This window comes from Streptomyces sp. NPDC006265 (genome assembly GCF_040613555.1).
Classification (GTDB): domain Bacteria; phylum Actinomycetota; class Actinomycetes; order Streptomycetales; family Streptomycetaceae; genus Streptomyces.
In genome coordinates this window covers 1-13048 of sequence record NZ_JBEXSH010000161.1, presented here as the reverse complement: position 1 = coordinate 13048, position 13048 = coordinate 1, and the positions used below count along the sequence as shown (strand labels likewise).

Sequence of the window (13048 nt, the reverse complement as noted above, 5' to 3'; positions counted from 1 at the left end):
GGCACTGTCGTAGTAGGAGCCGCCGAACGCCTCACCGAGGCACCTCTCGGGTGCCGCCCCACGGGAACCGCCCTCGAGGTCCTACGCGTCGCCGCCCGCCGCTCCCGGGTCGGCCGCCGACACGTCGAGCAGCTGGTACCGGTCGATGGCCTGCTTGAGCACGGAACGGTCGACCTTGCCCTCACGGGCCAGCTCGGTCAGCACCCCCACCACGATCGACTGCGCGTCGATGTGGAAGAACCGCCGGGCGGCGCCGCGCGTGTCCGCGAAGCCGAAGCCGTCGGCGCCGAGCGACTGGTACGTCTGCGGCACCCAGCGCGCGATCTGGTCCGGAACGGACCGCATCCAGTCGGACACGGCCACGACCGGCCCCTGCGCGTCCGCCAGCTTCCGGGTCACGTACGGCACCCGCTGCTCCTCCTCGGGGTGCAGCAGGTTGTGCTCCTCGCAGGCCACGGCCTCGCGTCGCAGTTCGTTCCAGGAGGTCGCCGACCACACGTCCGCCTTGACGTTCCAGTCCTCGGCCAGCAGCCGCTGCGCCTCGACGGCCCAGGGGACCGCGACACCGGACGCCAGGATCTGCGCCGGAATCGAGCCGGCCGTGCCCTCGCTGAACCGGTGGAGGCCCTTGAGGATGCCGTCGACGTCGACGTTCTCAGGCTCGGCGGGGTGCTGGATCGGCTCGTTGTAGACGGTCAGGTAGTAGAAGACGTCCTCGCCGTGCGGGTGCTCCTCGGAGCCGCCGTACATCCGGCGCAGGCCGTCCTTCACGATGTGCGCGATCTCGAAGCCGAACGCCGGGTCGTAGGAGACGCAGCCCGGGTTCGTGGAGGCCAGCAGCTGTGAGTGGCCGTCGGCGTGCTGGAGGCCCTCACCGGTCAGCGTCGTACGGCCGGCGGTCGCGCCCAGGACGAAACCGCGCGCCAGCTGGTCGGACATCTGCCAGAACTGGTCGCCGGTGCGCTGGAAACCGAACATCGAGTAGAAGACGTAGACCGGGATGAGCGGCTCGCCGTGCGTCGCGTACGCCGAGCCGGCCGCGATCAGGGACGCCGTGCAGCCCGCCTCCGAGATGCCGTCGTGCAGCATCTGGCCGTTCGGCGCCTCCTTGTAGGCGAGCAGCAGGTCGCGGTCGACCGACTCGTACTGCTGGCCGAGCGGGTTGTAGATCTTCGCGCTCGGGAAGAACGAGTCCATGCCGAACGTGCGGTACTCGTCCGGCGCGATCAGCACGAACCGCTTGCCGATCTCCTTGTCCCGCATGAGGTCCTTCAGGAGCCGCACGAAGGCCATGGTCGTCGCGATGGACTGCTGGCCCGAGCCCTTCTTCACGGTCGCGTACGTCTTGTCCTCGGGCAGCGCCAGAGGCTTGGAGCGGACCACGCGCGTGGGGACGTAACCGCCGAGACCCTTGCGGCGGTCGTGCATGTACTGGATCTCCTCCGACTCCCGGCCCGGGTGGTAGTACGGCGGCGCGCCGGACTCCAGTTCCTTGTCCGGGATCGGCAGGTGCAGGCGGTCGCGGAAGCGCTTGAGGTCGTCGACCGTCAGCTTCTTCATCTGGTGCGTGGCGTTGCGGCCCTCGAAGTTCGGGCCCAGCGTCCAGCCCTTGATCGTCTTGGCGAGGATCACCGTCGGCTGGCCCTTGTGCTCCACGGCCGCCTTGTACGCCGCGAAGATCTTCCGGTGGTCGTGACCGCCGCGCCCCAGGTGCAGGATCTGGTCGTCGGTCATGCCCTCGACCATCGCCCGCAGCCGGTGGTCGTCACCGAAGAAGTGGTCGCGGATGTACGCGCCGGTCTCCGTGGCGTACGTCTGGAACTGGCCGTCCGGCGTGGTGTTCATCTTGTTGACCAGCACGCCGTCGCGGTCCTGGGCGAGCAGCGGGTCCCAGGTGCGGTCCCAGACCAGCTTGATCACGTTCCAGCCGGCACCGCGGAAGATCGACTCCAGCTCCTGGATGATCTTGCCGTTGCCGCGCACCGGGCCGTCGAGGCGCTGCAGGTTGCAGTTGACGACGAAGGTGAGGTTGTCCAGACCCTCGCGGGCGGCGATGGACAGCTGGCCCAGCGACTCCGGCTCGTCCATCTCGCCGTCGCCGAGGAACGCCCAGACCTGCGACTTCGAGGTGTCGGCGATGCCGCGCGCGTGCATATAGCGGTTCATCCGCGCCTGGTAGATCGCGCCGATCGGGCCGAGCCCCATCGACACCGTCGGGAACTCCCAGAAGTCCGGCATCAGCCGCGGGTGCGGGTACGACGACAGCCCGTGCGGCGCCTTCGACTTCTCCTGGCGGAAGCCGTCCAGGTTCTCCTCGTTCAGCCGGTCCAGCAGGAACGCGCGGGCGTAGATGCCCGGCGAGGCGTGCCCCTGGAAGAAGACCTGGTCACCACCGAGGCCGTCGTCCTTGCCACGGAAGAAGTGGTTGAAGCCGACGTCGTAGAGGGAGGCGGAGGACGCGAAGGTGGCGATGTGGCCGCCGACGCCGATGCCGGGGCGCTGGGCCCGGGAGACCATCACCGCCGCGTTCCAGCGGGTGGCGTTGAGGACCTTGCGCTCGATCTCCTCGTTGCCCGGGAAGAACGGCTCGCTCTTGGTGGGGATGGTGTTGACGTAGTCCGTGCTGCGCATCTCCGGCACGGCCACGCGCTTCTCGCGGGCCCGCTCGATCAGCCGCAGCATCAGATAGCGCGCCCGCTCCCGGCCGCGCTCGTCGACGGCGGCGTCGAGGGAGTCGAGCCACTCCTGCGTCTCTTCGGGATCGAAGTCAGGAACCTGACTCGGAAGGCCGCCAATGATGATCGGGTTGCGATCGGATGCGGAAGCCACGCTGTTCCTTACCTGTCAGAGGGCCCGCGAGGGCCGCTGTTTCGCTGTCGTCGCCGGGGCGTCGTCGCTGGGGGCGCGCCGCTCCCATGGTCCACCTCGGGGCCGGGAAACGTCATCTCTACCCAGCGGTAACCCAGACGTGAGATCGACTCCGTGACGTATGGGGCGAATACCTTCGAGTCTCGTACCCACAGACGATTCCCAAACGCCCAAACAGGGCAGAAAGGTGTGGTGTGCGTCACCTCGGACCATGATGGTGTGCCTGGAGTTGCGGTGACACCGCCAGGATCGTCACCGTTTCGGCGGTCTGAACGGCCGGGTACTTGCGCGATCGGTCCCGCCCGTGTGGACTACGGCCAATGCTTCGCGCACGCGCGTGGCTGAGTTATTCCCAAAACATGATCAGGAGGCAACCCGTGAGCGCGACCGCGGACCACGCGGAGGAGCGGACGAACCCTGCCGCCAGGCTGGGGTTCCAGCCCGGGCAGGTGGTCCAGGAGATCGGCTACGACGACGACGTGGACCAGGAGCTCCGCAAGGCCATCGAGGGCATCATCGAGGCCGACCTGGTGGACGAGGACTATGACGACGTGGCCGATGCCGTTGTGCTGTGGTTCCGTGACGACGACGGCGACCTGACGGACTCGCTGGTCGATGCCACCACGTACATCGAAGAGGGCGGCGCGATCCTGCTCCTCACGCCGAAGACCGGCCGTTCGGGGTACGTGGAGCCGAGCGACATCTCGGAAGCCGCGACCACGGCGGGTCTGACGGCGTCCAAGAGTGTCAGCGTCGGCAAGGACTGGAGCGGCAGCCGGCTGGCCACGCCGAAGGCCGCCAAGTCCAAGCGTTAGCCGTACGGCGGGCGGGCCGGCGTTGTCGGCCCGCCCATCGGCCTGCGCCGGCGTCTGCGTAGGGTGGTCCCACCCGAAAAGCCCCACGAAGGGACACCCACAGCGATGGCGATCCAGGTCGGCGAGAAGGCCCCCGACTTCGAGCTCAAGGACAACCACGGCCGGGCCGTACAGCTGTCCGAGTTCCGGGGCCGCAAGAACGTGGTGCTGCTCTTCTACCCCTTCGCCTTCACCGGCGTGTGCACCGGCGAGCTGTGCGAGCTGCGCGACAACCTGCCGCAGTTCTCCGACCGCGACACCGAGCTGCTCGCCGTCTCCAACGACTCCATCCACACCCTGCGCGTCTTCGCCGAGCAGGAGGGCCTGGAGTACCCGCTGCTGTCGGACTTCTGGCCGCACGGCAACGTCTCGCGCGCCTACGGCGTCTTCGACGAGGACAAGGGCTGCGCGGTGCGCGGCACCTTCGTCATCGACAAGGAGGGCGTCGTGCGGTGGACCGTGGTCAACGGCCTGCCGGACGCGCGCGACCTGAACGACTACGTGAAGGCGCTCGACTCCCTGTGACGCCGGTCGGGCGGCATGCGCTCGACACCCGCTGAAATGTCGGCTTCAGGGCCTGCGAGGGGCGGGAACCCGTCACTAGGATCGACTCGTTGATCCGACATCCGAGCACAACGGGGCATCCGCCCCTGGACACCAATGGAGGACTCGTGGGAGTCAGCCTCAGCAAGGGCGGCAACGTATCGCTGAGCAAGGAGGCGCCGGGCCTGACCGCGGTCATCATCGGTCTGGGGTGGGACGTCCGCACCACGACCGGCACGGACTTCGACCTGGACGCCAGCGCGCTGCTGCTGAACAACTCCGGCAAGGTCGGCAACGACCAGCACTTCATCTTCTTCAACAACCTCAAGAGCCCGGACGGCTCCGTCGAGCACACCGGTGACAACATCACCGGTGAGGGCGAGGGGGACGACGAGCAGATCAAGATCAATCTCGCGACCGTCCCGCCCGAGATCGAGAAGATCGTCTTCCCGGTCTCCATCTACGACGCCGAGACCCGCCAGCAGTCCTTCGGCCAGGTCCGCAACGCGTTCATCCGTGTCGTGAACCAGGCCGGCGAGGCGGAGATCGCCCGCTACGACCTGAGCGAGGACGCCTCCACCGAGACCGCCATGGTCTTCGGTGAGCTCTACCGGCACGGCGCGGAGTGGAAGTTCCGCGCCATCGGCCAGGGCTACGCCTCGGGCCTGCGCGGCATTGCGCAGGACTTCGGCGTGAACGTCTGAACCACCTGAAGGGCCCTGGTGACAGGGCCCGAAAGGGCTTCTTGTCCGGCGTCGCACGGTTTACGTGCGGCGCCGGACGTGCAGGACCACCTCAGTGACACCACCGGGCCTGTGGCCCCAAGGGGAGGGACAGCATCATGGGCGTCACGCTCGCCAAAGGGGGCAATGTCTCCTTGTCCAAGGCCGCGCCGAACCTCACTCAGGTGATGGTCGGGCTCGGCTGGGACGCGCGCTCCACCACCGGAGCGCCCTTCGACCTCGACGCCAGCGCCCTGATGTGCAGCAGCGGGCGCGTGCTCGGGGACGAGTGGTTCGTCTTCTACAACCAGCTCAAGAGCCCGGACGGCTCGGTCGAGCACACCGGTGACAACCTCACCGGCGAGGGCGACGGCGACGACGAGTCGCTCCTGATCGACCTCCCCAAGGTGCCACCGCAGTGCGACAAGATCGTCTTCCCCGTCTCGATCCACATGGCCGACGAGCGCGGCCAGACGTTCGGCCAGGTCGGCAACGCCTTCATCCGCGTGGTCAACCAGGCCGACGGCCAGGAGCTCGCCCGCTACGACCTCAGCGAGGACGCCTCCACGGAGACCGCGATGATCTTCGGCGAGCTCTATCGCTACCAGGGCGAATGGAAGTTCAGGGCCGTGGGGCAGGGGTACGCGTCGGGGCTGCGGGGCATCGCGCTGGACTTCGGGGTCAACGTCTCATAACGCGTTATGAGCAAAACCCGGGGCCCAGTGGGGTGCCGAGGGGGGACGACTAGACTTCGGCTTCAAAAGTTCGTAAAGCCGGGTACGGCGCGGGGGAGCCCCGTACACACACGATTGGGTAGCCAGTGGTTCTGAAAACCTTCGGGTGGTCGTTCGCGGTCACCGCGCTCGGCCTGGTCGCGGCGGTCCTGTTCGGCGGGTGGACCGCGCTCGGCATCGTCGCGATTCTGTCCGTCCTCGAGATCTCGCTGTCCTTCGACAACGCGGTGGTCAACGCCGGGATCCTGAAGAAGATGAATGCCTTCTGGCAGAAGATCTTCCTCACGGTCGGCATCCTGATCGCCGTCTTCGGGATGCGGCTGGTCTTCCCGGTCGTGATCGTCGCGATCAGCGCCCAGCTGGGACCGATCGAGGCGGTCAACCTCGCCCTGAACGACAAGGACCAGTACCAGCAGCTGGTGACGGACGCCCACCCGGCCATCGCCGCCTTCGGTGGCATGTTCCTGCTGATGATCTTCCTGGACTTCATCTTCGAGGACCGGGACATCAAGTGGCTCGCCTGGCTGGAGCGCCCGCTGTCCAAGCTCGGCAAGGTCGACATGCTGTCGGTCTGCATCGCGCTGATCGTCCTGCTGATCTCCGCGCTGACCTTCGCCACCCACGCCCACCAGCACGGCGGCGCCCACGTCGACAAGGCGGAGACCGTCCTGCTCTCCGGTATCGCCGGTCTGATCACCTACATGATCGTCGGAGGTCTCTCCGGCTACTTCGAGGACAAGCTCGAAGAGGAGGAGGAGCGCGAGCACGAGGCGGAGGAGGAAGCCGAACGCTCCGGCAAGCCCCGCTCCGCCGTCGCCCTGGCCGGCAAGGCCGCGTTCTTCATGTTCCTCTACCTCGAGGTCCTGGACGCGTCCTTCTCCTTCGACGGCGTGATCGGCGCCTTCGCCATCACCAACGACATCGTGCTGATGGCCCTCGGCCTCGGCATCGGTGCCATGTACGTCCGATCGCTGACGGTCTACCTGGTCCGCCAGGGCACTCTCGACGACTACGTCTACCTGGAGCACGGCGCGCACTACGCCATCGGCGCGCTCGCCATGATCCTGCTGGTCACCATCCAGTTCCAGATCAACGAGATCGTCACCGGCCTCATCGGCGTCGTCCTCATCGGCGCCTCCTTCTGGTCCTCCGTCCGCCGCAACAAGGCACTGGCCGAGGCCGAGGGAAAAGCCGGCTCGGACGAGAAGACTGAGGTCTCGTCCGGGGTGTGACACGCCTCCAGGTGAGGAACGCTCTGTGCGGGGCGGTTACCGAGGGCTCCTCGGCGGCCGCCCCGTTCGGTCGTCATGGGCCGTGGGTACGGCGATGACCTGCGGTCTCCAAGTGAACATGGGGGCGGAATGGGCCTGTTCGACGGACTCCGGCGCGGCGATGTGCAGTTCGATTCGGGCGACGCGTCGACCAACGCGATCGAACTGACCAAGCGGCGGGCGCAGATATCACTCACCAAGCAGGGCGCGGCCACCGGCCACTTGCGCGTCAACCTCAGCTGGCGGATGCGTACATCCGACATCGGCGGCCTCCAGCGCGAGAGCCTGCTCCGCCATCCCTTCCGGGCCCTCAAGCCCCCCGAGGTCGTCGGCCACAGCCAGAGCATGGTCAACGTCGACCTCGACCTGGGCTGCCTCTACGAACTCCAGGACGGAAGCAAGGGCGTCGTCCAGCCCCTCGGCGGCTACTACGGTGACGTCAACGCCGCGCCGTACGTCAAGCTCAGTGGCGACGACCGGTTCGGCTCCGGGTCCGGCGAGACGATGTACATCAACCTCGACCACCGCGACAGCATCAAGCGGCTGCTGGTCTTCGTCTACATCTACGACCAGACGCCCGCCTTCGACCGCACGCACGCCAGCGTCACCCTCTACCCGAGCAGCGGCCCCCGCATCGAGATCCACCTCGACGAACGCCAGCCGCAGGCCCGCTCCTGCGCCGTCGTCATGATCGAGAAGGTGAAGGACGAGATCGTCGTCCGCCGCGAGACGAAGTTCGTCTACGGCTTCCAGGCCGAGCTCGACCGGTTGTACGGGTGGGGGTTGCAGTGGGGGCGCGGCTACAAGTCGAAGGTCGACCCCGGTGCCGAGATCGTCGCCGACCTCCCCGAGGAAGCCCTTCAGCGCCTCGGCCGGCACTTCTGCAGCCGACCCTCGGACACCTCCCAATCCGACCTCATCAGCGCCGGCCAGGAAGAACTCATCCACCTGCTCGACTGGGCGCTCGCCGCCGCGACCCGCCCCGCCAATCCGGACTGGACCCGCGACAGCGCCGACGGCACGCTTCAGCACACGCAGCCACTGCCCGACCGCGACGGAGTCCTGACTCTGACCGCGACCCCTACCGGCGTCTACCGCGTCAGCCTGGACGCACTGGGGCTGAGCGACCTCGCCCACGAGGACGACACAGTGGAGTGGGAGCGCGAGGCCGCGCCCTCGCAGGCCGCCGCCGTCCTGCTGGCCGAACACGCCGCGATCGAAGCCGCGGTCTGCCTGCCCTTCCAGCGCGAACACCGCAAGCAGCGCCTCCTGCTGCCCGCCGCGGTGTCGGCCGAGCCGACCATCCGGTCCGTCATCGCCGGAGCCGACTACGTTCTGGGGTTCTTCACCCTCGCGAGCGTCCTCGGCCGCCTCCACGACCGCGTGGGCGCAACCCAGGGAGCAGCCGACGGGCACTGGCGAGGAGATACCCGCTCCGACAGGCCCGACTGCCCGGCCACCCTCACTGCGCTCGTCAGCGACTGGTTCGCACTGCCCTCACCCCGCCACGACGAAGCCGCCAACACCACCTCGGTCGACAACCCCGTCTACCTCCGTCACCTCGCTGCCCACCGCGCCGCGCTCGACCCGTTCGTCACCCGCTACCTCGCTGCCGCCGACAGCCTCCCCGGCGAGCGCACCTTCGAAGAGCGTCACCTCGCCGGCTTCGCCGCCCTGCGCACCACCGACCTGTCCGCCCTGGCCGTTACCGAGATCAGGCCCGTCGGCGAACGGCTCCTCCGCCTGGTCAGGTCTCTCCCGCAGGACCCCACCCAGCTGACTGCCTGGTACGAACACCACCTCGACCAAGCCTGAACCCCACCGACCCACGGGAAAAGGAGAACCGCACGATGAGCGATCAAACGCCAGACTCGGCAACCTTTCTCGGACCTACCGGGACGGGGAAGCCTCCTCTGCCGGTCGACGCCGGCCAGATCGCGACCGTGCTGAGGCTCGCCCTGCACACCGTCGAATGCCGCGAGCTCGGCTCGGAGGCCGCCCAGCAGCAGTTCGGACCATTCGCGGACACCGCAGACAGCCGCGTGACCGTGCTCATCGACGAGAACGAGCTCCGAGTCCGCCATCCGGGCCACAGCGAGGTCCACCAGCTGGCGCGCGCGATCCGGGAACGAGGACCGGCTGTGAACGTCGTGCTGGTGCAGCCCAAGCCGATCATGGCGGTCATGGACGAGATGGCCCACGTTGTCAGACAGGTCGCTGAGTCGGCCTCCGGAGAGGCGCCGGCCGGGCGGCCCAGGCAGGGGCACGAGCTGGATCGGCTGCTACGAACGGTCCGGTGGTGTCCGAAGGGTGCTCGTGAGGCGACGGACGAACGGTGACGGCTCGGACCTGCAAGTGGTGGTCGACGCGTTCGCAGAGGCGGACATGCGTACGCGCGCCGTGCAAGGAGCGGCGAGTTGCTACGGGTTGGGGCAGACACGACCTGGGGGATACGCCCCTGGGGGAATCTCCCTCGGGCCGCCGTTCGGAAACTGGATACGCTTTCGCAGCCGGCCTGTGCGCCGGCCTTCAACCGGGCATGGCCCGTGACGAACCAGGGGGACCAGATGACCACCGAGATTGCACGCACAGCAGGACCCGGACCCGTAGGCGTCCCCGGCAAGCCCGTCGTCTACTTCAGCGACGAAGCCTCCGCCGTGATGAGGCCCCTGCCCGGCCCAGCCCGGCGCCTGCAGTCGCCCTTGGAGACCCTGACTTGGCAGGAGCCTCCAGTTCTGGAAGGCGGGGACGACGAACCGCAGTAACCGAACTGGGTGGGACAAGGGCTGAGAACGAGCCGCGCCGGCCCGCATGTGTACTGGGCCGAGGCTGGCGGGACGTCAGTCGGACAGTGCGCCGGTGATGGTGGGCATCCCCTGGACCGTAGTGATCGAGGCGGTAGGGGCGAGGACCTTGAAGGCATGCTTCCACCCCCGCTCCACGAGGCTGAGAAGTTCTCCCGTGGGCAGCTTCAGCGACAGGCGGTTGTGGCTGGTGTAGCCGAGCTGCCCGTAGAACGTCGTGAGACTTTGGTCGTGGCGCAGCGTCAGGGCTGTGTATCCGGCGTCCCGGAACGTCTGCTCGGCGTGCTGAAGGAGTGCGCGGGCGATTCCCTGATTTCGGTAGGCGGGGACCACGGCGAGACCGTGGACGGTGGAGATGCGCTCGATGATCCTGCGCCGCATGATCTTGGGCGAGCGGTTCGGGTCGGACATCCACTTGGCGGGGCCGCACGTGATGGCTCCGACGGGAACGCCCTCGCTGTTCTCGGCGATCAGGAAGTGGTTCCTGCGGTGCGAGAGCGGGCCGTCGTCGCTGTCGGTGAGGGCATGCCGCATGGGGTCCAGGGCACCGGGCAGATCCTCGGCCCGCAGCTGGAGGTCGACGAGCGCAATCAGCTCGACGAGGGTGTCGCCGTCCTCTTGAGTGGCGGTACGGATGCGGATGTCGGTGCCGGTGAGGGCCATGAGGGTGGGCATGGTCGAGTCCTTGGTGCTGACAGCCGCACTGGGCGTGGCACGGCTGGAGGGGATGGGATGCGGGCAGAAGGGGGTCAGCCGAGGGGGGTGCTCCAGCCGAAGAAGAGCCAGCTCGGCTCCGGCCCGTCCGTTTCGAGCAGCAGCGCTCCAGCGCCGCCGGAACGGACGCACGGGGCGTCGTCCTCGATCAGGCGGTCGGCCAGCCAGTCGGCGTCGTCCTCGTCGAGGGGGGCGCCGTACGGGACGGGCGACGGAAGGGAGGCGTTGAAGTAGCCCGCCATGACGGGGCCCAGTGCGGAGCGGTTGCGCACGACGGTGACGCGGTCAACCTTCGTCAGGTCCGCGCGCCGCGAGAACGGGTCGACCGGAAGTTTCCGGTCCTCGGCGGCATGGTTCGCGAAGGCGCTCTCGGCGCTGGGGCCGCTGGCGGTGAAGCGGAAGACCATGGGTTCCAGGTGCATGACGATCCTCGCAAGAGCGGGCGCCGTGTAACTGTCGGCGCACAGATGGGAATCCCGGCGTGACGCGGGTGAAGTGAGGGGGGAGCCGGTATCCGGCGACATGACCAAACTACACATCGAAATAATAATAAGCAACACGCTGGAGTGGGGTCCTCGTGTGTACGGCGCGGACCCGACGCCTGCGCAGGTCACAATGGGGGTGGTCTCGACGGCGTCCGGTTACTGGGGGAGTGTCTTTGTCCATCGACCGTCTGCAGCCCATCAGCCCTGCAGCGCTGGCCACGCGAAACCCGCGCCCCGAGATCCCGGCCTCCCGCGCCGAGACCGCCGAGGGCCCGCCCTTGTCCCTGATGGACGCGGAGACCTTCCGCAGCACGCTGCAACGCACTGTCGCCCAAGGCGCTCCCGCGGCGGCGATCGCCGCCGAATCCGTGCACCGCATCGCCCGGGGGCACCTCGATGTCGCCGCCCTGCGGACGGCGCTCCTCGATACGGCCGAAGCACAGGACTGGGCGCCCGTCCGGCAAGCCGCCATCCTCGCCGTCGCTGCCAGCCCGGCCCTGGCGCCGAGCATCATCTCCATGCACGCCCAGATGCTGAGAACGCCCGCCGCGACCGTCCGGGAGGGGCAGGGGGACGACGGCCTGCCTTTCTTCGTGGCGCAGGCCACCTTCGCTCCCACCGGCCGCGACGTCACCGGCAGCGTTCAGCAGGCCCGCACCCGCAAGGCAGCCAGGCAACAGGCCATGGCCGCCCTCATTGCCGCACTCGCCGGCCTGCCTGACCCACTGGCCGATCGTGCGGTGCAGAACTGGAGCTGGGACACCCCCGCCGTCCCGCTCCGGACCGCCGCTCCGGCCGGGGAATCCAACGCCGTCTCGGTCCTGAACGAGTTTCACCAGGCGGGTCACATCACCCGGCCCGACTACCGGCCCCCGACCCCGTCTCCCACCGGCTTCGCGGCCACGGTCACCGCCGTACACCGCGGCCAGCAGCTCATCGGCGAAGGCACCGGATCCAGCAAACGGCAGGCCCGTGCCGAAGCTGCCGACCGTCTCCTCAAAGCCCTGGAGAAGGCCCTCGGCGCCGACGAACCCCAGCCGCAGCCGGCACCCGAGCCAGCGACCACACCCCTGCCGCCCGCAGCACCCGCGCCGCCCGCCCTCAACCAGGAGCCACCGCCCGCCCTGACCGCGGGTCCAGGTGACCTGTTCGCCGCGCATCGCGCGATCGAGCAGGCCCTCGCGGGCGGCGCCGCCCTGACCCTGCTGCCTTCCCGCCATCCCGCTCGGGCCTCATGGATGCTGTTCCAGCCGGACGGCACACACCCGCAGCTGCTCGACAGCGTGACGGCGCCGCTCCAGCCGGTCACCCGCGACCTCGTCCTCGCCGGGGCCGGCGGCATCATGCCCCGCCGCGCCACCGTGACTGGCGTCGCTGTCCCGGTCGGTCTCGCCCTGACGGCTCTGCTCACTCCCCGGGAAGGCGAACACGCCTCCGTCACCGGCTGGCGCCCATGTCTCCGACTGGCCGTCGCGTGCGTGGCCCAGCAACGCGTCTACCCCGCCCTGACCGCCGACGGTCAGGGCTGCTGGCGCATCGGGCCGATCACCGAACCGCTGCGCACCGCCGTCACCGCGGCCGCCGCCCTGATGGCCCCCGAAGGGCACTGCCTCCTCGCCGGCACCAACCCCATCCGCGTTCCGTCCCCCGAGCACGCGGCATGGCCCCTGCTCGACGCGGTCGCCGACACTCTCCTGCGCACTCCCGCCGCCGCCACGCTGCTGGGCTCCGGTCCGCACACCGGGCCAGCCGGCCAGGGCCAGGACGCCGATCCGACGCCGGAACTGTGGAGGTGGGCGGACGCGATCGAGGACGGCGTCGACCCCCACTCTTCTCCGCGCCTGGTACTGCGCATCAAGGACCCCGACGCAAATGGTCCGGTTCCAGCCGCTCCGGCCGTTCTCCACCTGGCCGCCGGTGGCCAGGACGAGACCGTCGCGGCGATCACCGTCTGGGACGGACAGCGCAACCACGCCGACCTCACCCCCGCGGTACTGCCCGGCGTGGGGGGGGCGCGGGGCCCCCCCCCCCCCCCCCCCCCCCCCCCCGGCCC

General features: G+C 68.8%; 11 protein-coding genes and 1 pseudogene. 9 read left to right on the top strand and 3 right to left on the bottom strand.

Annotated elements, in window-relative coordinates; translation table 11 throughout:
* Nucleotides 1-81: 81 nt before the first annotated feature.
* Nucleotides 82-2829 (bottom strand): pyruvate dehydrogenase (acetyl-transferring), homodimeric type, encoded by a 2748-nt coding sequence (gene aceE / locus ABZ281_RS15875; protein ID WP_356655874.1) that lies wholly within the window; start codon nt 2827-2829, stop codon nt 82-84.
* A gap of 416 nt (nt 2830-3245) precedes the next feature.
* Between aceE and ABZ281_RS15870 the strand changes: the two genes are divergently transcribed.
* From ABZ281_RS15870 to ABZ281_RS15835, 8 genes and pseudogenes are all read left to right on the top strand, one after another.
* Nucleotides 3246-3683 (top strand): DUF3052 domain-containing protein, encoded by a 438-nt coding sequence (locus ABZ281_RS15870; RefSeq protein ID WP_031104104.1) that lies wholly within the window; start codon nt 3246-3248, stop codon nt 3681-3683.
* A 105-nt stretch (nt 3684-3788) separates the two neighbouring features.
* A complete protein-coding gene (locus ABZ281_RS15865; protein WP_356655872.1) occupies nt 3789-4247 on the top strand; it encodes a peroxiredoxin in 459 nt (152 codons plus the stop codon).
* A gap of 146 nt (nt 4248-4393) precedes the next feature.
* A complete protein-coding gene (locus ABZ281_RS15860; protein ID WP_356655871.1) occupies nt 4394-4969 on the top strand; it encodes a calcium homeostasis/redox stress adaptation protein in 576 nt (191 codons plus the stop codon).
* Between the two features lie 137 nt (nt 4970-5106).
* Entirely contained in the window at nt 5107-5682 is a 576-nt protein-coding gene (locus tag ABZ281_RS15855; RefSeq protein WP_356655869.1) for a TerD family protein, read from the top strand.
* Between the two features lie 125 nt (nt 5683-5807).
* Complete coding sequence (locus tag ABZ281_RS15850) at nt 5808-6953, top strand: DUF475 domain-containing protein (RefSeq protein ID WP_356655867.1); 1146 nt, start codon at nt 5808-5810, stop codon at nt 6951-6953.
* Nucleotides 6954-7082: 129 nt separating this feature from the next.
* Nucleotides 7083-7805, top strand: a pseudogene (locus tag ABZ281_RS15845) (Tellurium resistance); the annotation flags it as partial.
* Nucleotides 7806-8842: 1037 nt separating this feature from the next.
* The gene (locus ABZ281_RS15840) at nt 8843-9331 is read left to right on the top strand and encodes a hypothetical protein (protein ID WP_356655865.1); all 489 of its coding nucleotides are present in this window, start codon (nt 8843-8845) and stop codon (nt 9329-9331) included.
* Between the two features lie 228 nt (nt 9332-9559).
* Entirely contained in the window at nt 9560-9757 is a 198-nt protein-coding gene (locus ABZ281_RS15835; RefSeq protein WP_356655863.1) for a hypothetical protein, read from the top strand.
* 75 nt (nt 9758-9832) lie between these two features.
* Here the strand turns inward: ABZ281_RS15835 and ABZ281_RS15830 are convergent, their stop codons facing one another.
* Together ABZ281_RS15830 and ABZ281_RS15825 are read right to left on the bottom strand one after the other, a co-directional pair.
* The gene (locus tag ABZ281_RS15830; RefSeq protein ID WP_356655861.1) at nt 9833-10471 is read right to left on the bottom strand and encodes a GNAT family N-acetyltransferase; all 639 of its coding nucleotides are present in this window, start codon (nt 10469-10471) and stop codon (nt 9833-9835) included.
* Nucleotides 10472-10545: 74 nt separating this feature from the next.
* Nucleotides 10546-10932, bottom strand: a complete 387-nt coding sequence (locus tag ABZ281_RS15825) for a hypothetical protein (RefSeq protein WP_356655859.1) — start codon at nt 10930-10932, stop codon at nt 10546-10548.
* A 236-nt stretch (nt 10933-11168) separates the two neighbouring features.
* Between ABZ281_RS15825 and ABZ281_RS15820 the strand changes: the two genes are divergently transcribed.
* The coding region (locus tag ABZ281_RS15820; protein ID WP_356655857.1) for a double-stranded RNA binding motif domain-containing protein at nt 11169-13048 on the top strand (1880 nt) is incomplete at its 3' end.

Coding starts and splice junctions, on each gene's coding strand:
- ABZ281_RS15855 (WP_356655869.1), top strand. CDS start 5,107: ATGGGCGTCACGCTCGCCAAAGGGGGCAATGTCTCCTTGTCCAAGGCC.
- ABZ281_RS15830 (WP_356655861.1), bottom strand. CDS start 10,471: ATGCCCACCCTCATGGCCCTCACCGGCACCGACATCCGCATCCGTACC.
- ABZ281_RS15835 (WP_356655863.1), top strand. CDS start 9,560: ATGACCACCGAGATTGCACGCACAGCAGGACCCGGACCCGTAGGCGTC.
- ABZ281_RS15865 (WP_356655872.1), top strand. CDS start 3,789: ATGGCGATCCAGGTCGGCGAGAAGGCCCCCGACTTCGAGCTCAAGGAC.
- ABZ281_RS15840 (WP_356655865.1), top strand. CDS start 8,843: ATGAGCGATCAAACGCCAGACTCGGCAACCTTTCTCGGACCTACCGGG.
- ABZ281_RS15825 (WP_356655859.1), bottom strand. CDS start 10,932: ATGCACCTGGAACCCATGGTCTTCCGCTTCACCGCCAGCGGCCCCAGC.